Origin of the sequence: Alloalcanivorax venustensis, from assembly GCF_047495515.1 — a bacterium.
Classification (GTDB): Bacteria; Pseudomonadota; Gammaproteobacteria; order Pseudomonadales; family Alcanivoracaceae; genus Alloalcanivorax; species Alloalcanivorax venustensis.
This window is the reverse complement of sequence record NZ_CP179934.1, coordinates 2180284-2202692: the sequence shown is the minus strand read 5'-3', so window position 1 is coordinate 2202692 and position 22409 is coordinate 2180284. Positions and strand designations below refer to the sequence as shown.

Below are 22409 nucleotides of genomic sequence, written 5' to 3'. Positions count from 1 at the left end.
TTTTTATTAAGGTTTCACTACCGCGAGGATAACCGTGCCCGCCGGCGCCGCCATGACGGGATGGCTCGCCGGCGCCAATGTTTTGGTCAACCGAGGAAGGCTTTAATGGCGTCCGCCACCGGCCGCGGGTCGTCCATGTGCAGATGGTGGCGCCCGGGCAGACGTATGACCTCCACGTCGCGCAGCCACTGGATGCGGTGATCGAAGCGCCCGTCGCCGCCGAGCCCCTCATTACCCAGCACCAGCAAGGTGGGCGCGGTGATGCGCTCGACGAACCCTTTCACCTGGTCGTCGGTGAGCCGCAGTGACGAGGTGATGCGCAGCCGCGCGTCGGTGCGCCAGGTCCAGCCGCCGTCCACCTGCTCCAGCCCGCGCTCGCACAGCAACCGGGCCGAGCTTTCCTCCAGGCCGCCCAGGGCCGGCAGCCGCGCCGCCACCGCCTGCTCCGGATCCGCGTACACCGGCTTGCGCTTGTCCGGCAGCGCCTGCATCTGGTCGATGGCCTTACGCAGATTGGGCGCCACTTCGTCGGCGGCGGTGGCCGGTGGTCCCAGGCCTTCGATCAGCACCAGGCGGCTGACCCGTTCCGGGAAGGTGGCGGCGAACAAACAGGCCACGCCGGCGCCCATGGAATGGCCGACCAGCACGAAGCGGTCCCAGCCCAACTGATCGGCCACCGCCAGCACGTCGCGGACGTGGTCCACGTAATGGGTGGCCTGGTGGCGCGGGCGGTGCTCGGAATGGCCGTGGCCGGCGAAATCCAGCGCCACCAGCGGATGGCCGAGCGGTTCCGCCAGCGGCTGAAAGGAGGCGGCGTTGTCCAGCCAGCCGTGCAGCGCCAGCACCGGTTCGCCCTCGCCGGGCCACTGCAGGCCGGCCAGTTCCTGGCCGTAGGCGCGGAAGCGGCGTTCCACCGGAGTCCGGGACGGGTTAGCGGGCATTGCCGGCGCCCTCCCCGGCTTCCGCGCCGTCTTGCCGGTGGTCCGGACCGAGCACGCCGTCCAGGGCGCGCAGCACCAGTTGCGCGGTGCCCTCCGGGCGCTCCAGCGGGTACATATGGCTGCCCGGGGCGAACAGGCGCGTCATCCGGTGACGGCGGGCGTGGCGGGCACCGCCGAGGTGGAACAGCTTCGGCGATTGCTCGCCGGTGACCAGCACGCCGGGCACCCGGGTGCGCGGCAGCGCCGTGACCCCGGTGGGGGTCTCGCGGAACACCGCCACTTCCACCTCCGGGCGGAAGCGCAGACGCCAGCCGTCGCCGTGGCGCTCCAGGCCGGCTTCCAGGTAGTTCTTCAGCGACCGCGGGTCGAACGCCTTGAACAGGCCGCGGGAGTTGAAATAGCTCTCCACGTCGTCCCAGCTGGCCCAGTAATCCAGCCGGCCTTTGCTCTTTTTCGCCGGCGAGAAACGGTCGCCCTGCCCGGTCAGCCGGGCCAGCCGGTAGGCGGCGCCCTGCAGGCCGTTGGCCAGGGGCGGGTCGAGCATCACCTGGGCCCGGAACCAGTCCGGATGGCGGTGGGCGACCCAGAACATCAGCACCGAACCCATCGAGTGCCCCAGACCGATAATCGGCTTGGGCAGCGGTTCGAGGAAGGCTTCCAGTTCCAGGCTCAGGCTTTTCCAGTCCCGGTCCACCGGGTAACGGGGGTCCTGGCCGAGGCACTCCACCACATGGATGTCGTAGTGCTCCGCCAGGGGCGCCAGGAAGGTGTCGTAGCTGTGCCCGGGCACGCCGTTGGCGTGGGCAAAGGCCAGCACCGGTTTGCGTCCCGCCGCCGCTTGGGTGTTCATCCAGCGCTCTCCTCGAAAAATCGGCAATGCAAAAAGGACCATGATAACCGCCCCCGGCGGCAAACCCATGGCGAAATCCGCCAACGCGCGGACAGTTCGCGTCGGGGATTGTACAATGCGCGGCAAACAGGAGGTGTCATGACGCTGATCTCGTTCAATATCAATGGTATTCGCGCACGCTTGCATCAGCTGGAAGAGCTGCTGGGCAAATACAAACCCACCCTGGTGGGCCTGCAGGAAACCAAGGTTCAGGACAGCGAGTTTCCGGAACAGGCGATCCGCGACCTGGGCTATCACCCCTATTATCACGGCCAGAAAGGCCATTACGGGGTGGCGCTGCTGACCCGGGAACCGCTGGAGGACGTGCAATACGGTTTTCCCTCCGACGGCGAGGACGCCCAGCGCCGCATGATCATCGGCCGGCTGCGTGACGCCGACGGCCAGCCACTGACGGTGCTCAACGGTTATTTCCCGCAGGGCGAAAACCGCGAGCATCCGGTGAAGTTTCCCGCCAAGGAAAAGTTCTACCAGGATCTGCAGCATTATCTGGAGAACCACCACGACGCCAGCGAGAAGCTGGCCATCATGGGCGACTTCAACATCTCCTCCACCGACCTGGACATCGGCATCGGCGAAGCCAACCGCAAGCGCTGGCTGCGCGAGGGCAAGACCAGCTTTCTGCCCGAGGAACGGGAATGGTGGCAGCGTCTGATCGACTGGGGCCTGGAAGACACTTTCCGCTGCCGGTACCCGGACACCGACGACGTGTTTTCCTGGTTTGATTACCGTTCCAGAGGCTTTGAACGGGACCCGCGCCGCGGCCTGCGCATTGATACCGTGCTGGCCACCAAGCCCCTGGTGGAGCGCCTGACCGATTGCGGCGTCGACTACGAGATGCGCGCCATGCAGCGCCCTTCGGACCACTGCCCGGTGTGGAGCCGGTTCGATAACCTGCCCTCATGAGCGTTCATTTCAACCTCAAGCGGCTGAGGCCCAACCTGGACGGGCTCGGGTTCCTGATCGATGTGGGCATGATCCTGCTGGTGATCGCCAACCTGAGCCTGATCCTGTTCGACTGGATCTACCGGGTCGAAGCGGTGCAGTCGGCGATGGAAACCTACACGCCGGACTTCTATCGCTTCTACAGCGACAGCATTCATGCCAACTTCTTTGAAATCGATCTGGCCTTCGTCAGTGTCTATCTCACCGAGTTCGTGATCCGCTGGGCCGCCGCCATCGCCCGCCAAACCTATCATCGCTGGTTCTTCTATCCGTTCGTGCACTGGTACGACCTGCTCGGCTGCATCCCGGTGGGCAGCTTCCGCTGGCTGCGGATCCTGCGTGTGGTGAGCCTGATGTACCGGCTGCAGAAGCTCGGCGTGGTGGACTTCCGAGACACCGCGGTGGGCGCCACGGTGATCAAGTATTACCGCATCCTGATGGAAGAGATTTCCGACCGGGTGGTGATCAACGTGCTGGATGGCGCGCAGCGGGAGATCCGCAGCGGCGGCGCGATGATGCACCGCATCGAGCAGGACGTGCTGGCGCCGCGGCGGGCGCAGCTGGTGGACTATGTGGCCGGCCGCATCGCCGACGCCACCCGCCGCAGCCACGACCAGTACCGCGATCAGCTTTCCGAGTACCTGGTGCACGTCACCGACGAAGCGGTGCAACGCACCCCGGCGGGCCGGCGGCTGGCGGCGATTCCGGTGGCCGGCCCGCGCGCCATCGCGCTGCTCGGCGACACCGTGCGCGACGGCGGCACCGCCCTGGTGGCGCAAATCGTCGAGGACATCAGCGCCCCGGCCAACCGGCAACGACTGGACGCCCTGGTGGACAACCTTCTGGTGGCGTCCAGCGGCGGCGGCGAACAACTCAATGAGATGGTGAAGGAAACGCTGCTGGAGATTCTCGACCACGTGAAGGATCAGGTGGCGGTCCAGCACTGGAAAGAAGAGGACTGACGCCCGGCCCGCGCCGGCCGGGTTACTCCGGGGCGCGCAGCCACAGCAGCCGTGCGCCGCCGGCGGCGGCCACGTCGACATCAAACGCGGCCACGCTGCCGACGCGGAACCCCGGCCGCGAGCGCGGCTCGCCCACCCACAGGGCGCTCAGCAGCGACACCAGCGGCATGTGGCTGACCAGCACCAGGTTCTCGCAGGGCGGCTGCTCGATCAGCCAGTCGAGAAACTGATCCGGCGCCGCTTCCGGCACCAGATACCCGCACGCCTCCTGATCCATGCCGCCGTAGGCACGGGCGATGCACAGCGCGGTCTGCTGGGCGCGCCGGTAAGGGCTGGCGATCAGGCGGTCCACGGTCACCCCCTCCTCGCGCAATCTCTGCCACAGGGCCATCACTTCCAGGCGCCCGCGTTCGGTGAGCGGGCGCTCGGCGTCGGTGGGGGCCTGAGCCACGGCTTCGCCGTGCCGGCAAAGGTAGACTCTCAAGCCGCCCCCCCGTGGAAGCTGAACTCCACGTCGTGCTTGTGCTCGCCGCTCATCAACCGGGCGATCATGGTCTCCAGCGGCTTGCCCTGATAGATGATCTCGTAGAGGGCGGTGGCCAGCGGCATGTAGACGTTGAGTTTTTCCGCGTGGGTGGCGACCAGCCGAATGGTGTTAAGGCCCTCGGCGGTCTGGCCCAGGGTATCGAGCGCCTGCTGCAGTTCCTGGCCCTGGCCGAGCTGATAACCGAGCCGGTAATTGCGCGACAGGGAGGAGGAACAGGTGGCGATCAGGTCGCCGACCCCGGACAGCCCCAGGAAGGTGAGCGGGTTGGCGCCCAGCTCCACGGCGAAGCGACTCATTTCCGCCAACGCCCGGGTGAGCATGAAACTGCGGCTGTTCTCGCCGATGTCGATGGCGGCGGCCATGCCGGACGCCACCGCGTAGATGTTCTTGAGCGCGCCGCCCAGCTCCACGCCGTAAATGTCCGGGTTGTCGTAAACCCGGAAATATTCACAGCTGAGCGCCTGCTGGATGGTGTGGCAGAGCGCCTCGTCGGGGCTGGCGATCACCGAGCCGGTGAACTTGCGCTCGACGATCTCCCGCGCCAGGTTGGGGCCGCTGAGCACGCCGATGCGGGTGTGGTCCCACTCGCGCTTGAGCAGCTGGCTCATCAGCAGGAAGCCGTCTTCGTGGATGCCCTTGGTGCAGCTCACCACCAGGGTGCCGTCCTTGACCATGGGGCGGGCCTGGCGCAGCACCTCCACGAAGGCGCTGGAGGGCACCGCCACGAAGATCAGATCGGCGCCGTCGAGCACCTGGTCGAGATGCTCGGTGGCGTGAACCCCCTCGGGCAGAGTCTGGCCGGGCAGATAACGGGGGTTCTCCCCGTCCTCGTTAATGGCGGCGGCGGTTTCCGGATCGCGCACCCAGAGGCGGGTGCGGTGGCCGTTTTCGGCCAGGATGCTGGCCGTGGCGGTGCCGAAACTGCCACCGCCGAGAATCGCGGCGGTGTGTTTGCGCTGCTCCATCAAGAGCCCCTCTGTTCGGGCGGGTGGGTCACCAAAGGGGGCATCATAAGCGCCTCCACCAGGCCAGGCAATGCGCCCGGCCGAGTCGTTCAGGACTGGTCGGCACGCTCCTGCAGCAGCCGGTTCAGGCGCCGGGCGGTGGCCGCCGGGTCCGAGGGCAGCTGGCCTTCGGCGAGCAGCGCCTGATCGAGCAGCAGTTCGGCCAGTTCCGTGAAGGTGGCGCTCTCCTCGATGCCTTCCAGCCGTTTCAGCAGCGGGTGCGCCAGATTCACTTCCAGCGTCGGCTTGCTGTCCGGCACCGGCTGCCCGGCGGCTTCCAGCATCATGCGCATCTGCGGGCCCAGCTCGTCCTCGGCCAGCACCAGGCAGGCCGGCGAATCCACCAGCCGGCTGGTGGGCCGCACTTCCGCCACCTGATCGCCCAGGCTGTCACTGAGACGGCCGATCAGCGGCGCCTGCTTGTCCTGGTCGGCGCGCTCCTGGTCTTCCTGGTCCATGTCCAGCTGGCCGCGGGCCGCGTTGACCAGTTTGCACCCTTTGTATTCGCCCAGATAGCCGGCCATCCATTCGTCGACCCGCTCGGTGAGCAGCAGCACCTCAATGCCTTTCTTGCGGAACACTTCCAGGTGCGGGCTGTTGCGCGCCGCGTTCAGGTTGTCGGCCAGCAGGTAATAAATTTTGTCCTGCTTTTCACCGGCGCGCTCCAGGTACTGGTCGAGCCCCACGGCGCCGGGCCGGACGTCCTCTGTGGACGGGAAGCGCAGCAAGGCGGCGATCGCCTCGCGGTTGTCCGGGTCCTCGCCGATGCCTTCCTTGAGCACCTCGCCGAACTGCGACCAGAAGGTGGCGTATTTTTCCTCGTCGTTGCCCAGTTTCTTGAGCGTCTGCAGAACACGCTTGGTGAGCGCGGCGCGGATCTTGCGCACCGGGCCGTAGTCCTGCAGCAGCTCGCGGCTGACGTTGAGCGGCAGGTTGGGCGCGTCGATCACGCCCTTGACGAAGCGCAGGTACAGGGGCAGGAACTGCTCCGCGTCGTCCATGATGAACACGCGCTGCACGTACAGCTTCAGGCCACGGCTGGCCTCGCGGTGATAGAGATCGAACGGCGCCCGGGCGGGCACGTAGAGCAGGCTGGTGTATTCCAGTGCCCCTTCCACCTTGTTGTGGCTCCAGGTCAGCGCGTCCTGGAAATCATGGCTCAGGTGGCGATAGAAATTCTGGTACTCCTCGTCGCTGATCTCCTGACGGGGGCGTTGCCAGAGCGCGGTGGCGGAATTGATGGTTTGCCACTCGCTGGTGCCGTCTTCGCCCTCACCGCCGGTCTCGGCCGGGGTCGGCATCAGAATCGGGAACGCCACATGGTCGGAATACTGCTGCACGGTGGCGCGCACTTTCTGGTCGTCCAGGAATTCCTTGGCGTCGTCGCGCAGGTGCAGCACCACCGCGGTGCCGCGCTGGGGGCGCTCGATGGTTTCCACGGTGAACTCGCCCTCGCCGTCGCTTTCCCAGCGCACGCCCTGGTCGGCGGGGTCGCCGGCACGGCGGCTGAACACCTCGACGCGGCCGGCGACGATAAAGGCGGAATAGAAGCCCACGCCGAACTGGCCGATCAACTGGGCGTCCTTGCGGCGGTCGCCGGTCATGCTGGCGAGAAACTTCTCGGTGCCGGAGCGGGCGATGGTGCCCAGATTGTCGACCACCTCTTCCCGGTTCATGCCGATGCCGTTGTCGGCGATGGTGAGCGTGCCCTCGTCCTTGTCCACCGAGAGTCGGATCCAGGGCTCCGGATCGTTTTCCAGCAGCTCGGCGTCGTCGAGCGCCCGGAAGCGCAGTTTGTCGCAGGCGTCGGAGGCGTTGGATATCAGCTCGCGCAGGAAAATCTCACGGTTGCTGTACAAGGAGTGCACCATCAGGTGCAAAAGGCGGGATACTTCCGCCTGGAAACCACGGGTTTCGCGGTCTTGACTCATAGATTCTTCTCCGCCGGATAATCACTGAACACCACGGCGCCCTCCCCGGCACCGCCGCCTTCTAGATAGGCACCCGGACGGCCTTTTTCAAGGTCCGGACCTCTCTACGGAGTGGAGTTTGTGGGAGCGAGCCTGCTCGCGAAAGGGAGCGAAGCTCCCGGCAGGATTCCAGAGAACTTTTGTCTGCCCGCTTGGAGAGCTTGCTGGTATCCTGCCGGCAAGCATAGCTTGCCTTTCGCGGGCGGGGCCCGCTCCCACAAGCTGCCGCTCAGGAGGCGTTGGAGAGATCGTCAAGAGCCTCTTCGAGGCTCGGAAAGCGGAAGGTGAAGCCCTGGTCTTCCAGGCGGCGCGGGTAGACGCGCTGGCCGCCCAACAACAGCCCGGACAGCTCGCCAAGGCCCAGGCGCAGCAGCGGCGCCGGCGCCACCCAGGGCGCGGGGCGATGGACGGCGCTGGCCAGCGCCCGGTGAAAATGCCGCTGGGTCACCGGCTGGGGGGCGGTGGCGTTGAAAATGCCTTCCACGCCCGGCGTTTCCAGCGCGCGCATCAGGATCGCCACCATGTCCTGGATATGAATCCAGCTCAGCCACTGGCTGCCGTCACCGAGCCGGGCGCCCAGGCCCATCCGGTATACCGGCCAGAGCCCCTTCAGCATGCCGCCGCCGCGGCCCAGCACCACGCCGGTGCGGATCAGGCAGAGGCGCACGCCCTCCCCGACCACCTCGCGGGCGGTCTGCTCCCAGGCGTCGCAGAGCCGGTAGCCGAAATCCTTGCGCCGGGCGGAGCTGTGCTCGGTCAGCTCGGCGTCGCCGGCGTCGCCGTAAAAACCCACCGCCGAGCCGCTCACCATCACCGAGGGCGTGGTGTCGAGCCGTCGGCACAGCGCCACCAGCTCGCGGGTGGTGTCCAGCCGCGAAGCCATCAGAGTGCGCTTGCGGGATTCACTCCAGCGGCGGGTGAAGAGGTTTTCGCCGGCCAGATTGACGATGCCGTCGATAGCCTCGTCGTCGCCGATGTCGTCCAGGGACGCCACCACCCGGGTGCCCTCGGGCAGTTTCGACCGCGCCCGCTCCGGCGACCGGCTGAGCACGGTCAGAGCGTGGCCGTGGGCGGCCAGCCGCCGGCATAGCTCGCCGCCGATGAAACCACTGCCGCCGGTTATCAGAACCTTCATTGCGCCTCCTCGATTGAAGCCACGTCGCCGAGGTCGTAGAAGTACTCGACCTTGCCGGAACCCATTGCCACCGCCAGCGTCACGCGTCTCTTGTCGACGTCCACCAGGGTCCCCCGGTGGCGTTCACCGCTTTCCAGGGTCACCGTCACCGGGCCGCCGATCAAGCCCTGGTACGGCGCCCCGTCTTCGTCGGGGGCGGCCCGCTCGGGCGCCGGCGCGGCCGCCGTCTCGCCGCCGCCGGCGGTGTCCAGCACCAGCCGGGTGCCGTCGGCGAGCATCAGTTCACGCACGCTGTCCTCACGCAGATTGATTTCCGCCCGCCCGGAGCCCATGGTCATTTCCAGCCACAGGCGCTGCTCGTTGACGCGGGTCAGCGTGCCGCTGCTGGCGCTGCCGTCGCGCTCCGTGACGGTCACCTGCTGGCCCAGGTAGGAGGCCAGGTCGGTAAAGCGGTGCAGGCGCACGGTCACCGCCGGCGACAGCGACGCGCGCGGCGCCGAGGCGCCGAGCACGCCGCTGTCCGCTGTCTCGGCGGCGCCGGCGGCGAGCACCCGGGTTTCCATGGAGCCCGGGGTCACCGCCCAGCCGACGCTGTTTTCTTCCAACTGCAACCGCCGGCGTTCCACGGTGCCGTCGCGCAGTGCCACGCGGGCCTGCACTTCCCCTTCGCGGGAGGCGCGCCGCAGGTTGACGTTCTCGATGCGGATCGACGCCACCGCCCCGGCCGGAAACTGGGTATGCAGATATTCGCGCGCCACGTAGCCGAGCGTGTCCGGGTGATCGAAAAACAAATCCACTTTGCCGTTACGGTAGCGCAGGTGGTTGGTCTGTACCGTGAAGTCTCCGACCAGATAGCTGCGCAGGGTATCGGGAAGCACCAGCTGCAGGGCGCCGGTGAACTGCTGGTCGCCGAGCGGTGCCAGCGCCAGCTCCAGCCGGTAGCCCTCGTTGAAGATGCGGGTCTCGGGGTAGCTGCGCCCTTCCGGTTTCCAGGACACATGCACCGGCGGGCCGCCGGATTCCGCCGGGGTGATCAGCAGGGTGCGCCGTTCCTGGATGTCCTCCGGGCGCCAGCCGAGCAGGATGCTGACGGAAAGGTCGGGCAGGAACGCCTCCCCCTGGTGGATGCTGAGCACGCCGTTGATCAGGGTGACCCGCACCGGGTTCAGCAATGTCTGGCCGTGGATCAGGCCGGACAGCGGCTTGCCGTCGCCCTGCACCATCAACAGCGCCGCCTCCGGGGAGCGCACGAAGGTGGTGGCCGCCGGGGTTTTGGCGCCACGCAGCACCTGGCCGGGCACCGCGTTGATCGGCTCCAGCCGCTCGTGCTGCACGTAGATCAGCCCCGCGCCGACCAGCAGGCACACGGTGCCGAGCACCCTGAGCAGGGCCAGCACCCCGTAGTTTTGCCAGTTTTCCTGAACCTGGCGCAAACCGGCCAGGGGTATTAGAAAAAGCAGCGTGCTGTCGCCACGGAACGCGGCCTGCCGCACCAGCCCCACCGTGGCCATGATCAGCAGGCTGAGGCCGGCCACTAATAGCCATTCCGCCATTTTATTATGCTCTCCCCGATAGCCGGCCGGCGGCCGGCGTCATGCCGCCATGGTAAACGTCAGCTTACAAAGCCTTACCCGGTCAATCCACACTTTCACCATCGCGACATGTTCCCGGCCCCCAAGGGTATGACGGTGGTCACACCGGGCCGCGAAATACCGGTCATCGGATTTCATCAAAAAACGCTTGTCTCGATAAAAAACTGACGTTATACAGGCGCTGAGGTGGTCAGAGCTGGAATCCTCCCAGGGGGATGCCGCTCGGTACCCGGTTGTTTACGGCGGTTCCGTTTCCGAAGGAGGCGACCATGAGTGACCGACGCACTGAGAATGACTATGAGTCGGATGATTTACTGATGAACGATGATTTTGAACTCGAAGATGGCGTGGACGACGATCTCCAGGAAGAGAAAGCAGCCCGTTCACGCAGTTTCAACATGGACATGAGGCACCGCATCGAAGACCGTCTGGAAGAGCGTCGTCTCAAGCGCGAGCTTGGTGATTACGAGTTCTTCGATATGGACGACGATGACGAGGACATCCTGCACTGACAGTGGCGGGGTATAAAAAAAGGCCGGCGATTGCCGGCCTTTTTATTAACCACTCTGGTACGTCGCGGGATTACCAGCCGGTGGCTTTTTTCACGCCTTCGCCGATTTCGGCGGGGTTGCGGACGGTGACCACACCGGCCGCTTCCAGGGCGGCGAACTTCTCGTCCGCGGTGCCCTTGCCACCGGCGATGATGGCGCCCGCGTGGCCCATGCGCTTGCCCGGGGGCGCGGTGACACCGGCGATGTAGCTGACTACCGGCTTGGTCACGTTGTCCTTGATGTAGGCGGCGGCTTCGTCCTCGGCGGTACCGCCGATTTCACCGACCATCACGATGGCTTCGGTCTGCGGGTCGTTCTGGAACAGTTCCAGCGCTTCGATAAAGGTGGTCCCGGGAATCGGGTCGCCGCCAATGCCGATGCAGGTGGACTGGCCGTAACCCAGTTTGGTGGTCTGGTTGACCGCCTCGTAGGTCAGGGTGCCGGAACGGGACACGATGCCCACCTTGCCGGGCTTGTGAATGTGACCGGGCATGATGCCGATCTTGCATTCACCGGGGGTGATCACGCCCGGGCAGTTCGGGCCGATCAGGCGCACGCCCTGCTTACGGTCCAGGTATTCCTTCACATAGAGCATGTCCAGCGCCGGGATGCCCTCGGTGATGCAGACGATCAGCTCGATGCCGGCGTCGGCGGCTTCCAGGATGGAATCCTTGCAGAACGGGGCCGGTACGTAGATCACGGACGCGGTGGCGCCGGTCTCTTTGACCGCTTCGGCCACGGTGTTGAACACCGGCAGGCCCAGATGGGTCTGGCCGCCCTTGCCCGGGGTCACGCCGCCCACCATCTTGGTGCCGTACTCCAGCGCCTGTTCGGAATGGAAGGTGCCCTGGCTGCCGGTGAAACCCTGGCAGATCACCTTGGTGTTCTTATCAATCAATACGCTCATTTGGCACCTCCAGCGGCTTTCACCACCTGTTCGGCGGCGTCGTCGAAACTTTCTGCGGCTACGATGTTCATGCCGCTCTCGGCGAGCTTCTTGGCGCCCAGTTCGGCGTTGTTGCCTTCCAGACGCACCACGACCGGCACGTCCACGCCGACTTCTTCCACGGCGCCGATGATGCCCTCGGCGATCAGGTCACAACGGACGATGCCGCCGAAGATGTTCACCAGAACCGCTTTCACCTGGTCGTCGGAGAGGATGATCTTGAACGCTTCGGTGACGCGTTCCTTGGTGGCGCCGCCACCCACATCCAGGAAGTTGGCGGGCGCGCCGCCTTTCAGCTTGACCAGGTCCATGGTGCCCATGGCCAGGCCGGCGCCGTTGACCATGCAGCCGATGTTGCCTTCCAGGGCCACGTAGTTGAGGTCCCATTCGGCGGCGCGGCGTTCGCGGTCGTCTTCCTGGGTCGGATCGTCCAGTGCCTTGATGTCCGGGTGACGGAACAGCGCGCTGCCGTCCACGTTGATCTTGGCGTCCAGGCAGTGCAGGTCGCCCTGGTCGGTGATCACCAGCGGGTTCACTTCGATCAGCGCCAGATCCTTCTCTTCGAACAGCTTCGCCAGGCCCACGAAAATTTTCGCGAACTGGTTGATCTGCTTGCCTTCCAGACCCAGCTGGAACGCGATCTCGCGGGCCTGATAGGACTGCGCGCCGACCAGCGGGTCGACGATCGCTTTGAGAATTTTCTCGGGGGTTTCCTCGGCGACTTTCTCGATCTCCACGCCGCCCTCGGTGGACGCCATGAACACCACCCGGCGGGTGGCACGGTCGAGCACCGCGCTCAGATACAGTTCGCGGGCGATGTCGGTGCAGGTTTCCACCAGAATTTTGGTGACCGGCTGGCCGTGTTCATCGGTCTGGAACGTCACCAGGCGCTGGCCCAGCCACTTCTTGGCGAATTCCGCCGCTTCCTCGGGGCTGTCGACCAGTTTGACGCCACCGGCCTTACCGCGGCCACCGGCGTGCACCTGGGCTTTCACGACCCATTTGTCACCACCGATTTCCTTTGCCTTCGCCGCCACCTCTTCCGGTGTATCGCAAGCGAAGCCCGGAGAAACCGGCAGGCCGTAATCAGCAAAAAGCTGTTTCGACTGATACTCGTGGAGATTCATGCCTTAACTTCCGTAAGCTTGTCTGTGGATAGCGCTCCCGGCGCAATATCGGGGCCTCTTCGGGCCCCTCTTGTGTCGGGGCCCGCTGGGTATCTTCGGGGCCCTACTTTTTGCGGCGGCGTTGCGCCACGTGGATAGCCTTGTAGTCCGTGGCCAGAGCCGCTTCGTGCACGGTCTCGGAGAGGCTCGGGTGGCCGAACACCATCAATTGCAGATCCTCGATGCTGGCACCGAATTCCATCGCCACGACCCCTTGCTGAATCAGCTCGGAGGCCTGCGGGCCGAGGATGTGCATGCCCAGCACCCGGTCGGTTTTTTCGTCCACCACGAACTTCACCAGACCGCCGGGCTCGCCGGCGGCCAGTGCGCGGCCATTGGCGGCGAAGGGTACCGCGCCGGTTTTATACGGCTCGCCGGAATCCTTCACCTCTTCCTCGGTCTTGCCCACCCAGGCGACTTCCGGGTGGGTATAAATGACGCCCGGCACGGCGTCGTAATTGACCTGGGTATGTTCCCCGGCAATCACATCCGCCACCATCACGCCCTCTTCGATCGCTTTGTGGGCCAGAGCCGGTCCACGCACCAGATCGCCGATCGCGTACACGCCCGGGACATCGGTGCGACACTGGCTGTCGACGTACACATAGTTACGTTCGTCCATGGTCACGCCGGCGTCCTGGCTGAGCAGGCCTTCGGTGTAAGGACGGCGGCCCACCGCCACGATCAGGCGGTCGAACGTCTCTTCGTGCTCTTCACCGTCGTAGCTGTAGGTGACGCGCACGGAATTCTTGTTCTTCTTGGTTCCGGTGACCCGGGCACCCAGATGGATGTCGAGCCCTTGTTTGGAAAACAGTTTGAAGGCTTCCTTGCCGATCTGCCGGTCCACGGTGGGCAGGAACGTATCCACCGCTTCGAGCACCTTCACTTCACTGCCGAGGCGGGCCCAGACGCTGCCCAGCTCCAGGCCGATGATGCCGGCGCCGATTACGCCCAGCTTTTTGGGCACGGAATCGAATTCCAGCGCGCCGGTGGAATCGACAATGATCTTCTGATCCACCTCGGCCACCGGAATGTCCACCGGCACGGAACCGGCGGCGAGAATCACGTGTTCGGCTTCCAGGGTCTGTTCGTCGCCGTCCAGCGGCGAGAACTGCACCTGCTTGTTGGCCTTGAGCTGGCCGCTGCCCTGCAGCCAGGTGACCTTGTTCGACTTGAACAGGGAGGCCACGCCGCCGGTGAGCTGTTGCACGACTTTGTCCTTGCGCTGGTGCATGGTGTCCAGATCAAGGCTCAGTTTGCCCACGCCCACGCCGTGATCGGCGAGCGCGTGCTCCGCCTCATGGTACTTCCAGGAGGAATCCAGCAGCGCCTTGGACGGAATACAGCCCACGTTCAGGCAGGTACCGCCGAGTGCCGGCTGGTCCTGTTTGTTGACGCGCTTCTCGATGCAGGCCGTGTTGTAGCCCAGCTGCGCGCAGCGAATCGCGGCGACGTAACCGCCGGGGCCGCCGCCGATGACGATGACATCGTATTTATCAGCCATAACTAATCCTTTAAATGTCCAGCAGCAGCCGCGCCGGATCCTCGATAAAGTTCTTCACCGCGACCAGGAACTGCACCGCCTGCTTACCGTCGATCAGACGGTGGTCGTAGGACAGCGCCAGATACATCATCGGCAGAATCTTCACTTCACCGTCCACCGCCATGGGCCGTTCCTGGATTTTGTGCATGCCCAGGATGGCGGTCTGCGGCGGGTTGAGGATCGGCATCGACATCAGGGAGCCGAACACGCCACCGTTGGAAATGGTGAAGGTGCCGCCGGTCATTTCATCGATGGACAGCTTGCCCTTCTGAGCCTTCTGGCCGTAATCGATGATCTGCGATTCCACTTCCGCGAGGCCCTTCTGGTCCGCGTCGCGTACCACCGGCACCACCAGACCGCGCTCGGTGGATACCGCCATGCCGATGTCGTAGTAACCGTGGTAGACCACGTCGTCATCGTCGATGGAGGCGTTCACTTCCGGGAAGCGTTTGAGTGCTTCCACACAGGCGCGGGTAAAGAAGCCCATGAAACCAAGACGAACGCCGTGGGCCTTCTCGAAGGCGTCCTTGTAGTTCTTGCGCATATCCATGATCGGCTTCATGTTGACCTCGTTGAAGGTGGTCAACATGGCCGCGTTCTGTTGCGCGGACACCAGGCGCTCGGCGATGCGCTTGCGCAGACGGGTCATCGGTACCCGGCGCTCTTCCCGCTCGCCCGGTTCCGGTGCCGGAATCGGCGCGGCCTTGGGCGCGTCGCTTTTGGTCTCGCCGGCGGAGGACTGCTTGCGCTCCTCGCGGCTGGCCAGGGCTTTCTCCACGTCTTCCTTGGTGATGCGGCCGTCGCGGCCGCTGCCCTTGACGTCGGACGCGGAGAGGTTGTGTTCGCTCATCATCTTGCGCGCCGCGGGACCGGCCTGGGCGTCCTTGTCACCGCCCTCCTCGTCTTGCTGCTGCGCGCCTTTATCGTCCGCCGCGGGCGCTTGTTTCTGTTCGCCCTTGTCGTCGTCTCCGCTGTCTTTCGCGGCGTCCTTGTCGTCGTCCTTGTCGTCACCGCTGTCCGCGCCGCCGGCGCCGCTGCCGGCTTCCAGCTGACCCAGTACTTCCTGGCTTTCCACGGTGTCGCCTTCGTCCTTGATGATCTTCGCCACCACACCGTCGCTGGGGGCCACCACCTCCAGCACTACTTTGTCGGTTTCGATGTCCACCAGCAGCTCGTCACGCTTGACCGCCTCGCCTTCTTTCTTGTGCCAGGTCGCCACGGTGCCGTCCGCTACGGATTCGGGAAACTGTGGGGCTTTGATGTCTGTCGCCATGCTTATTCCTTAACCCTATCTCGGTTGGCTGTCGCTCAGTTGATCTGGAAGGCGTCTTCGACGAGACGCTGTTGCTGTTCCACGTGCAGGGACATGGAGCCCACCGCCGGGGCCGCCGCCATGTCACGGCCGGCGTAATGCACATGCAGTTTGTCGTTGACCGCCCGCGCCACCCGGAACATATGGTGCTGCGAGCAGTACCAGGCGCCCTGGTTCATCGGCTCTTCCTGGCACCACACCAGATTTTCCAGATTGGGGTAACTTTCCAGGACTTCCTGGAGACGCTTTTCCGGGAACGGATACAGCTGCTCGATGCGCACCAGCGCGGTGTCGTTGAGGTCGTCCGACTCGCGTTTTTCCAACAGGTCGTAGAACACCTTGCCGGAGCACATCACCACGCGTTTGATGTCCTTGTGGTCGATGTCGGCGCGGTCGTCCAGAACGGTCTGGAAACGGCCTTCGGACAAATCCTCCAGGGACGATTTGGCGCGCTTGTGCCGCAGCAGGCTCTTCGGCGTCATCACCACCAGCGGCTTGCGCAGCGGCCGCACCGCCTGGCGCCGCAGCAGATGGAAAATCTGCGCCGGGGTGGTGGGCACGCACACCTGCATGTTGTGCTCGGCGCACAGCTGCAGGAAGCGTTCCAGCCGGGCGGAGGAGTGCTCCGGGCCCTGACCTTCGTAGCCGTGCGGCAGCAACAGGGTGAGGCCGCACAAACGCCCCCACTTGGCTTCGCCGGAGGACATGAACTGGTCGATCACCACCTGGGCGCCGTTGGCGAAATCACCGAACTGCGCTTCCCAGACGATCAGCGCTTCCGGGGTGGTGGTGGCGTAGCCGTACTCGAAGCCCAGCACCGCCTCCTCGGAGAGCAGCGAATCGTAGATATCAAAGCGCGGCTGACCTTCCTGCAGGTGGGCCAGGGGCACATAGTCCTCGCCGTTCTTCTGGTTGTGCAGCACCGCGTGGCGGTGCGAGAAGGTACCGCGCCCGGAATCCTGGCCGGTGAGCCGCACCATCACGCCCTGGTCCAGCAGGCTGGCGTAGGCGAGGGTCTCGCCGTAACCCCAGTTGATCGACATGGCGCCGGCGGTCATTTTGCGGCGGTCCTCGAGAATCTTCTTCACCTGCCGCTGCAGCACCACGCCCTCGGGCACGGTTTCCAGACGGTTGGCCAGATCCTGGAGTTTCTTGAGCGGGTAACCGGTGTCCCAGTCGTCCTCGACCTGATGGCCGACGTAGGGGCTCCAGTCCACGAACAGGGACTTGTTGGGCTCGCGCACCAGTGATTTGACCACGTGGTTGCCCTCGTCCAGCGCGTCGCGATAGTCGTCGACCATCTTCTGCGCGTCCTGCTCGGAGAGTATCTGTTCGTTGATCAGACGCTCCGCGTACAGCGTGCGGCTGGACGGGTGCGACTTGATCTTCTTGTACATCAGCGGCTGCGTGGAGGACGGCTCGTCCGCCTCGTTGTGACCGGAACGACGGTAGCAGATCAGGTCGATCACCACGTCCTTCTTGAACTGCATGCGGTAGTCCACCGCCAGTTGGGTGACGAAGTAGACCGCCTCCGGATCGTCCGCGTTGACGTGGAAGATCGGCGACTGAACCATCTTCGCCACGTCGGTGCAGTACTCGGTGGAGCGGGCGTCGTCACGGCGGCTGGTGGTGAAGCCGACCTGGTTGTTGACGATCACGTGCAGGGTGCCGCCGGTCTTGAAGCCGCGGGTCTGGGACATCTGGAAGGTCTCCATGACCACGCCCTGACCGGCGAACGCCGCGTCACCATGAATCAGAATCGGCACCACCTGGTCCCCGCCGGCGTCGTTGCGGCGATCCTGCCGGGCGCGCACCGACCCCTCCACCACCGGCGACACGATCTCCAGGTGGGACGGGTTGAAGGCCAGCGCCAGATGCACTTCGCCGCCGGAGGTCTGCACGTTGGACGAGAAGCCCTGGTGGTACTTCACGTCGCCGGAACCGTTTTCGTTGAAGCTCTTGCCCTCGAACTCGCCGAACAAATCGCGGGGGCTCTTGCCGAGGATGTTGACCAGCAGATTCAGGCGGCCACGGTGGGCCATGCCGATCACCATCTCCTTGGCGCCGTAACTGCCGACCCGCTGGATCATCTCGTCCATCAGCGGAATCATCGATTCGCCGCCTTCCAGGCCGAAACGCTTGGTGCCGGGGTAACGGCTGCCCAGGTATTTTTCCAGGCCTTCGGCGGCGGTCAGACGCTCGAGAATATGGCTCTTGATGTCGGCGCCGTACTGCGGGTGGCTGCGCACGCCCTCCAGCCGCTGCTGAAGCCAGCGCTTCTCGGCGGTGTTGACGATGTGCATGTACTCACAGCCCACCGTGGAGCAATAGGTGCCCTTCAGGCAGTCCATGATCTCGCGCAGGGTGGCTTCCGGCTTACCGATGAACAGGTTGCCGGTCTGGAACACCGTGTCCATGTCCGCCTTGCTCAGGCCGTGGTGCGCCAGCTCCAGGTCGGAGACCGCCTCGCGCTCCATCAAACCGAGCGGGTCCAGCTTGGCCACCTGATGGCCCCGGTTGCGGTACGCGGCGATCAGATGAAGCACCCGCACCTGGCGGCGTTCATGCTCGCTGCTGACGGCGCCGGCGCCGACTTTCTGCACACGGGACTTGTTCTTGGCTTCGAGCAGGAAATACTCACGGACCGCCGAATGGGGGACATCGGACTCAACGGCGCCGTTGGAGGGCAGCTTTTCGAAGTAGGCGCGCCAGTCTTCCGGCACGGAATTGGGATCAGTCAGATAGGATTCGTACAGTTCATCAACATAGGCCGCATTGGAGCCCCCGATATGGGAGGACTGCCACTGACGGTACATGGAACTGTCTTGCATCGTCGCTCGTTCCTTAGCCGGGCGAACGTCACGCCTGTGGGCATGTATTCTGCTCTGTCCACAGGGCTGCGACCCTGTTACCCGCGCTCATCGCTGTTTACGGACCGGCACCTTTTAAGCTCCGGCCCACTTGCTGTCTGGCGGCTCCGGGGTTGCCGAAACCGCCACCTAGTGTAGTACCTTTGTGGTGGTTTTGTTAGGCGTCTACGGAGAAAATGACTTATCGGTCTTTTTTCTCCTGACCGCAATCCCACCAACGTCTAACGCTTACCGACCCTCTATAAAGGCATGGGGGCGACGGCACCGATCTCAAGCTTAACCAAAGCCACCCTTCCCCGAACCCTTCCGTCGCATCCGGATACAATTTGCAGCCGGGGAAGGCGCCCACAAAAAAGGCGGCCCGCAGGCCGCCTTCTTCGCTTTCCGTTACACGCCCCGTTCCAGGAGCATGGACCGGATGTGGCCGATGGCCCGCGTTGGGTTCAGCCCCTTGGGGCAGACGCTCACGCAGTTCATGATGCCGTGGCACCGGAACAGGCTGAACGGGTCATCCAGGCGCGACAGGCGCTCCTCGGTGGCCTCGTCGCGGCTGTCCGCGAGGAACCGGTAGCTCTGCAGCAGCGCCGCCGGACCCAGGAACTTCTCCGGGTTCCACCAGAAGCTGGGGCAGCTGGTGGAGCAGCACGCGCACAGAATGCACTCGTAGAGGCCGTCCAGCTTGGCCCGGTCCTCCGGCGTCTGCAGGCGCTCGATGGCCGGCGCCGGCGTGTCGTTCTGCAGGTACGGCTGCACCTTCTCGTACTGGTTGTAGAACATGGTCATGTCCACCACCAGGTCGCGAATCACCGGCAGGCCGGGCAGCGGGCGCAGCACCAGCGGCTTCTTGCCTTCCTTCACACCCGGCGCCACTTCAGACAGCGGGGTGATACAGGCGAGGCCGTTCTTGCCGTTGATGTTCATGCCGTCGGAACCGCAAACGCCTTCCCGGCAGGACCGGCGGTAGGCCATCGACGGGTCCTGCTCTTTGACCAGATTGAGCACGTCGAGCACCATCAGGTCCTTGCCCTGGGTGTCCACCTCGTACTCTTTCATGGACGGTTCGCGGTCGGTGTCCGGGTTGTAGCGATAGATACTGACTTTCATGGCTACGCGCCTCCGTTAGTAGGTCCGGATCTTCGGCTGGAAGGTATCGACGGTCTTCGGCTTGAAGTTCACATCCCGCTTGCCCAGTTTTTTCGACTTGGGGTCGAATACGGAATGGCACAGCCAGTTTTCGTCGTCACGATCCGGGAAGTCGTAGCGGGAATGGGCGCCCCGGCTTTCGGTGCGTCCGGACGCCGCCAGCGCGGTGGCTTCCGCGACTTCCAGCAGGTTGTCCAGTTCCAGCGCTTCGACACGGGCGGTGTTGAAGGACTGGCTCTTGTCCTCGAGATGGGCGTTGGCGATGCGCTCGCGCAACTTGGCCAGCTTTTGAACGCCCTCTTCCATCAGATCACCCTTGCGGAATACACCGAAGTGATTCTGCATGGTGCTCTGCAGTTCCTTGCGCAGCGAGGACACGGATTCGCCGTCCTTGGACTCGTTCCAGCGGTTGACGCGGCTCAGCGCCCGCTCCAGGTCCTCTTCGCTGGGCTCGTACTGGGTCATGCCCTGACGCAGCGCCTCTTCGATGTGCAGACCCGCCGCGCGGCCGAACACCACCAGGTCGAGCAGCGAGTTGCCGCCCAGACGGTTGGCGCCGTGTACCGACACGCAGGCTACCTCGCCCACCGCGAACAGGCCGTTGACGAACTGATCCTCGCCTTCGTGGCCGCCGCTGAACTTGAGCGCCTGGCCGTTCACGTTGGTGGGGATGCCGCCCATCATGTAGTGACAGGTGGGCACCACCGGGATCGGTTCCTTGACCGGGTCCACCTGGGCGAAGGTGATGGACAGCTCGCAAATACCGGGCAGACGGCTGTGCAGCACTTCCTCGCCGAGATGATCCAGCTTCAGATAGACGTAGTCGCCGTCCGGGCCGTCGCCGCGGCCGTCGAGGATCTCCATCATCATGGAGCGGGCCACCACGTCACGGGACGCGAGGTCCTTGGCGTTGGGCGCGTAGCGCTCCATGAAGCGCTCGCCGTCCTTATTAATAAGGTAGCCGCCCTCGCCCCGGCACCCTTCGGTGACCAGGGTACCCGCGCCGGCGATGCCGGTGGGGTGGAACTGCCACATTTCCATGTCCTGCACCGGCACGCCGGCACGCAGGGCCATGCCCACGCCATCGCCGGTGTTGATCAGGGCGTTGGTGGTGGAGGAGTAGATACGGCCGGCGCCGCCGGTGGCGAACACCGTGGCCTTGGCTTTGAAGAACACGGTCTCGCCGGTCTCGATGCTGATCGCGATCACACCGCAGACGTTATCGTCGGCGTCCTTCACCAGATCCACGGCGTACCATTCGTTGTAGAACTGGGTGCCGTTCTTGAGGTTCTGCTGGTAAAGGGTGTGCAGCAGCGCGTGACCGGTACGGTCGGCGGCGGCACAGGTGCGGGCGGCCTGGCCACCCTCACCGAAATTCTTGGACTGGCCACCGAAAGGACGCTGGTAGATGCGGCCTTCCTCGGTGCGGGAGAACGGCAGACCCATGTGGTCCAGCTCGAACACCGCTTCCGGGCCCACCTGGCACATGTATTCGATGGCTTCCTGGTCACCGATATAGTCGGAGCCCTTCACCGTGTCGTACATGTGCCAGCGCCAATCGTCATTGGGATCGGCGGAGGCGATCGCGCAGGTGATACCGCCCTGGGCGGACACCGTGTGCGAACGGGTCGGGAATACTTTGGAAATCAGCGCGGTTTTGAAACCGGACTGCGCCATCTGCAGGGAAGCACGCATGCCTGCGCCCCCGCCGCCAACGACGATCGCGTCAAAGGTGATGGTACGAATGGACATGGATTATGCGCCTCCCCAGATCATCAGCAGGCCCCACAGCAGGTACACAAGCAGCAGCAGCGCGATGGCCATCTGCACCACCAGACGAACACTGGTGGCCGCTTTGCCGAAGGTCAGGCTGGTCAGATAGTCGGTGGTCACGCTCCACAGGCCGATCCAGGTGTGGGCGGCCACGGAGAACAACAGAAGGGTGTTAGCGATCTGCATGGGCACGGAGCCCATAAAGGCACTCCAGGTGCCGTAATCCAGATCCGGCTGGGCGATCAGAAAGCCCAGCATGCCGATCACGTACACGGCGATCACCACAGCGGAAACCCGCTGGATCAGCCAATCATAAAGGCCGTTACGGCCCAGGCTCGTTACACTGGTTACCATACCCAGGCTCCTGCCAACAGAATCAGTACCGCGGTGACAACGAAAGTGGCGAAGGCGCCACGACGTCCACCTTCCAGGGTCTCACCCATGCCCATATCCATAATCAAATGGCGGATACCGGCGACCAGGTGATAAAGAATGACGGCCAGGATTGCCCAGACCACCAATTTGGCGAGGGGCGAGGTCATCAGCTGTTTCAGGTCCGCAAAGCTCTCGGGGGACGCCAAGGAGCGATCCAGCATCCACAGCAAGACGGGGATGGCAACGAAAATGGCCACGCCAGTAATACGGTGAGTGATGGATGCAATGGCGGTGACCGGGAACTTGATCGTCGTTAGATCGAGGTTAACGGGTCTCTTATCGTTCACGGTAGCCTACACTTTTGCCGGGCCCCGGATACACCGGAGCGGTTATCGGGAACTTGGCATCAACGGCGACATCAGAGTGTGAATGCGGATAAAGCCGATGGTGCCCGGGCCGGGGTTGGAGCCCACAGGGAACTCCTGCTTGGTCCCGAACGGCGAAAAACCGATCGGAACGGGGCCGGAGACTCCTTCGCGGGCGGCAGTATATCGCCGCGCTTACGGCAAAACAAACGGCAAACTGCGACTTTTATCTTAGCCGGCCCCGCGGACCGCCCCCTCATCCGGCGCTGGCGGGACCTGGGCGGTTAATCCCTTGTTTTTTAACGGCCCTTTGCGGCGGGCCCGTCGCGAAGCGCCGTAATAGCCTGTTTACCCTACAAAAG

At 64.4% G+C, this 22409-nt stretch carries 19 protein-coding genes; 3 read left to right on the top strand and 16 right to left on the bottom strand.

From position 1 onward, the window contains the following. Positions 1-86: 86 nt before the first annotated feature. Together ACMG4O_RS10325 and ACMG4O_RS10320 are read right to left on the bottom strand one after the other, a co-directional pair. On the bottom strand, positions 87-941 hold the full coding sequence (locus ACMG4O_RS10325) for an alpha/beta fold hydrolase (protein WP_414433752.1): 855 nt from the start codon (positions 939-941) through the stop codon (positions 87-89). Beyond that, positions 931-1791, bottom strand: coding sequence for an alpha/beta fold hydrolase (locus ACMG4O_RS10320; protein WP_414433751.1), 861 nt, complete (start codon positions 1789-1791; stop codon positions 931-933). The genes ACMG4O_RS10325 and ACMG4O_RS10320 overlap by 11 nt, the downstream gene beginning before the upstream one ends. 138 nt (positions 1792-1929) lie before the next feature. Here ACMG4O_RS10320 and xthA point away from each other — a divergent pair, with 138 nt between their 5' ends. After that, positions 1930-2754: an exodeoxyribonuclease III gene (xthA, locus tag ACMG4O_RS10315; RefSeq protein ID WP_370211976.1), complete on the top strand. Its 825-nt coding sequence runs from the start codon at positions 1930-1932 to the stop codon at positions 2752-2754. Continuing rightward, the gene (locus ACMG4O_RS10310) at positions 2751-3755 is read left to right on the top strand and encodes an ion transporter (RefSeq protein WP_335628436.1); all 1005 of its coding nucleotides are present in this window, start codon (positions 2751-2753) and stop codon (positions 3753-3755) included. Before xthA ends, ACMG4O_RS10310 begins: the two co-directional genes overlap by 4 nt. Before the next feature lie 22 nt (positions 3756-3777). Here ACMG4O_RS10310 and sixA read toward each other — a convergent pair whose 3' ends face one another. The 5 genes from sixA to ACMG4O_RS10285 all read right to left on the bottom strand — a co-directional run bounded on the left by sixA (position 3778) and on the right by ACMG4O_RS10285 (position 9964). Continuing rightward, the gene (gene sixA / locus ACMG4O_RS10305) at positions 3778-4239 is read right to left on the bottom strand and encodes a phosphohistidine phosphatase SixA (RefSeq protein WP_335628437.1); all 462 of its coding nucleotides are present in this window, start codon (positions 4237-4239) and stop codon (positions 3778-3780) included. Continuing rightward, positions 4236-5267 carry an NAD(P)H-dependent glycerol-3-phosphate dehydrogenase gene (locus tag ACMG4O_RS10300; RefSeq protein WP_335628438.1) on the bottom strand — a complete coding sequence of 344 codons (1032 nt, stop codon included), beginning with the start codon at positions 5265-5267 and terminating at the stop codon, positions 4236-4238. The genes sixA and ACMG4O_RS10300 overlap by 4 nt, the downstream gene beginning before the upstream one ends. An 89-nt stretch (positions 5268-5356) precedes the next feature. Further along, on the bottom strand, positions 5357-7237 hold the full coding sequence (htpG, locus tag ACMG4O_RS10295; RefSeq protein ID WP_194856535.1) for a molecular chaperone HtpG: 1881 nt from the start codon (positions 7235-7237) through the stop codon (positions 5357-5359). A 268-nt stretch (positions 7238-7505) separates the two neighbouring features. Further along, positions 7506-8411, bottom strand: a complete 906-nt coding sequence (locus tag ACMG4O_RS10290; RefSeq protein ID WP_414433750.1) for a TIGR01777 family oxidoreductase — start codon at positions 8409-8411, stop codon at positions 7506-7508. Then, a complete protein-coding gene (locus ACMG4O_RS10285; protein ID WP_142949312.1) occupies positions 8408-9964 on the bottom strand; it encodes a hypothetical protein in 1557 nt (518 codons plus the stop codon). The genes ACMG4O_RS10290 and ACMG4O_RS10285 overlap by 4 nt, the downstream gene beginning before the upstream one ends. Positions 9965-10320: 356 nt before the next feature. Here ACMG4O_RS10285 and ACMG4O_RS10280 point away from each other — a divergent pair, with 356 nt between their 5' ends. Then, the gene (locus tag ACMG4O_RS10280; RefSeq protein WP_255442554.1) at positions 10321-10515 is read left to right on the top strand and encodes a PA3496 family putative envelope integrity protein; all 195 of its coding nucleotides are present in this window, start codon (positions 10321-10323) and stop codon (positions 10513-10515) included. A gap of 70 nt (positions 10516-10585) precedes the next feature. Here the strand turns inward: ACMG4O_RS10280 and sucD are convergent, their stop codons facing one another. The 9 genes from sucD to sdhC all read right to left on the bottom strand — a co-directional run bounded on the left by sucD (position 10586) and on the right by sdhC (position 22029). Further along, the gene (gene sucD / locus ACMG4O_RS10275) at positions 10586-11461 is read right to left on the bottom strand and encodes a succinate--CoA ligase subunit alpha (protein ID WP_067609757.1); all 876 of its coding nucleotides are present in this window, start codon (positions 11459-11461) and stop codon (positions 10586-10588) included. Continuing rightward, positions 11458-12627, bottom strand: a complete 1170-nt coding sequence (sucC, locus tag ACMG4O_RS10270; RefSeq protein ID WP_414433749.1) for an ADP-forming succinate--CoA ligase subunit beta — start codon at positions 12625-12627, stop codon at positions 11458-11460. The genes sucD and sucC overlap by 4 nt, the downstream gene beginning before the upstream one ends. 103 nt (positions 12628-12730) lie before the next feature. Beyond that, positions 12731-14170, bottom strand: coding sequence for a dihydrolipoyl dehydrogenase (gene lpdA / locus ACMG4O_RS10265; RefSeq protein ID WP_142949315.1), 1440 nt, complete (start codon positions 14168-14170; stop codon positions 12731-12733). 10 nt (positions 14171-14180) lie between these two features. Further along, positions 14181-15482, bottom strand: coding sequence for a 2-oxoglutarate dehydrogenase complex dihydrolipoyllysine-residue succinyltransferase (odhB, locus tag ACMG4O_RS10260; protein WP_335628442.1), 1302 nt, complete (start codon positions 15480-15482; stop codon positions 14181-14183). 35 nt (positions 15483-15517) lie between these two features. Next, on the bottom strand, positions 15518-18352 hold the full coding sequence (locus ACMG4O_RS10255; protein ID WP_194856540.1) for a 2-oxoglutarate dehydrogenase E1 component: 2835 nt from the start codon (positions 18350-18352) through the stop codon (positions 15518-15520). A gap of 426 nt (positions 18353-18778) precedes the next feature. Continuing rightward, a complete protein-coding gene (locus ACMG4O_RS10250; RefSeq protein ID WP_067609492.1) occupies positions 18779-19495 on the bottom strand; it encodes a succinate dehydrogenase iron-sulfur subunit in 717 nt (238 codons plus the stop codon). 15 nt (positions 19496-19510) lie between these two features. Further along, positions 19511-21286: a succinate dehydrogenase flavoprotein subunit gene (gene sdhA / locus ACMG4O_RS10245; protein WP_142949318.1), complete on the bottom strand. Its 1776-nt coding sequence runs from the start codon at positions 21284-21286 to the stop codon at positions 19511-19513. A gap of 3 nt (positions 21287-21289) precedes the next feature. Further along, positions 21290-21661, bottom strand: coding sequence for a succinate dehydrogenase, hydrophobic membrane anchor protein (gene sdhD, locus ACMG4O_RS10240; RefSeq protein WP_067611126.1), 372 nt, complete (start codon positions 21659-21661; stop codon positions 21290-21292). Next, a complete protein-coding gene (gene sdhC, locus ACMG4O_RS10235; protein WP_142949319.1) occupies positions 21655-22029 on the bottom strand; it encodes a succinate dehydrogenase, cytochrome b556 subunit in 375 nt (124 codons plus the stop codon). The genes sdhD and sdhC overlap by 7 nt, the downstream gene beginning before the upstream one ends. Between the last annotated feature and the right edge of the window lie 380 nt (positions 22030-22409).

Excerpts from the sequence above, each read along its gene's own strand:
- sucD (WP_067609757.1), bottom strand. The coding sequence starts at position 11,461 with ATGAGCGTATTGATTGATAAGAACACCAAGGTGATCTGCCAGGGTTTC.
- sdhA (WP_142949318.1), bottom strand. The coding sequence starts at position 21,286 with ATGTCCATTCGTACCATCACCTTTGACGCGATCGTCGTTGGCGGCGGG.
- htpG (WP_194856535.1), bottom strand. The coding sequence starts at position 7,237 with ATGAGTCAAGACCGCGAAACCCGTGGTTTCCAGGCGGAAGTATCCCGC.
- ACMG4O_RS10290 (WP_414433750.1), bottom strand. The coding sequence starts at position 8,411 with ATGAAGGTTCTGATAACCGGCGGCAGTGGTTTCATCGGCGGCGAGCTA.
- ACMG4O_RS10280 (WP_255442554.1), top strand. The coding sequence starts at position 10,321 with ATGAACGATGATTTTGAACTCGAAGATGGCGTGGACGACGATCTCCAG.
- ACMG4O_RS10285 (WP_142949312.1), bottom strand. The coding sequence starts at position 9,964 with ATGGCGGAATGGCTATTAGTGGCCGGCCTCAGCCTGCTGATCATGGCC.
- ACMG4O_RS10320 (WP_414433751.1), bottom strand. The coding sequence starts at position 1,791 with ATGAACACCCAAGCGGCGGCGGGACGCAAACCGGTGCTGGCCTTTGCC.
- ACMG4O_RS10255 (WP_194856540.1), bottom strand. The coding sequence starts at position 18,352 with ATGCAAGACAGTTCCATGTACCGTCAGTGGCAGTCCTCCCATATCGGG.
- ACMG4O_RS10300 (WP_335628438.1), bottom strand. The coding sequence starts at position 5,267 with ATGGAGCAGCGCAAACACACCGCCGCGATTCTCGGCGGTGGCAGTTTC.
- lpdA (WP_142949315.1), bottom strand. The coding sequence starts at position 14,170 with ATGGCTGATAAATACGATGTCATCGTCATCGGCGGCGGCCCCGGCGGT.
- sucC (WP_414433749.1), bottom strand. The coding sequence starts at position 12,627 with ATGAATCTCCACGAGTATCAGTCGAAACAGCTTTTTGCTGATTACGGC.
- ACMG4O_RS10310 (WP_335628436.1), top strand. The coding sequence starts at position 2,751 with ATGAGCGTTCATTTCAACCTCAAGCGGCTGAGGCCCAACCTGGACGGG.
- ACMG4O_RS10250 (WP_067609492.1), bottom strand. The coding sequence starts at position 19,495 with ATGAAAGTCAGTATCTATCGCTACAACCCGGACACCGACCGCGAACCG.
- xthA (WP_370211976.1), top strand. The coding sequence starts at position 1,930 with ATGACGCTGATCTCGTTCAATATCAATGGTATTCGCGCACGCTTGCAT.
- ACMG4O_RS10325 (WP_414433752.1), bottom strand. The coding sequence starts at position 941 with ATGCCCGCTAACCCGTCCCGGACTCCGGTGGAACGCCGCTTCCGCGCC.
- sdhD (WP_067611126.1), bottom strand. The coding sequence starts at position 21,661 with ATGGTAACCAGTGTAACGAGCCTGGGCCGTAACGGCCTTTATGATTGG.
- odhB (WP_335628442.1), bottom strand. The coding sequence starts at position 15,482 with ATGGCGACAGACATCAAAGCCCCACAGTTTCCCGAATCCGTAGCGGAC.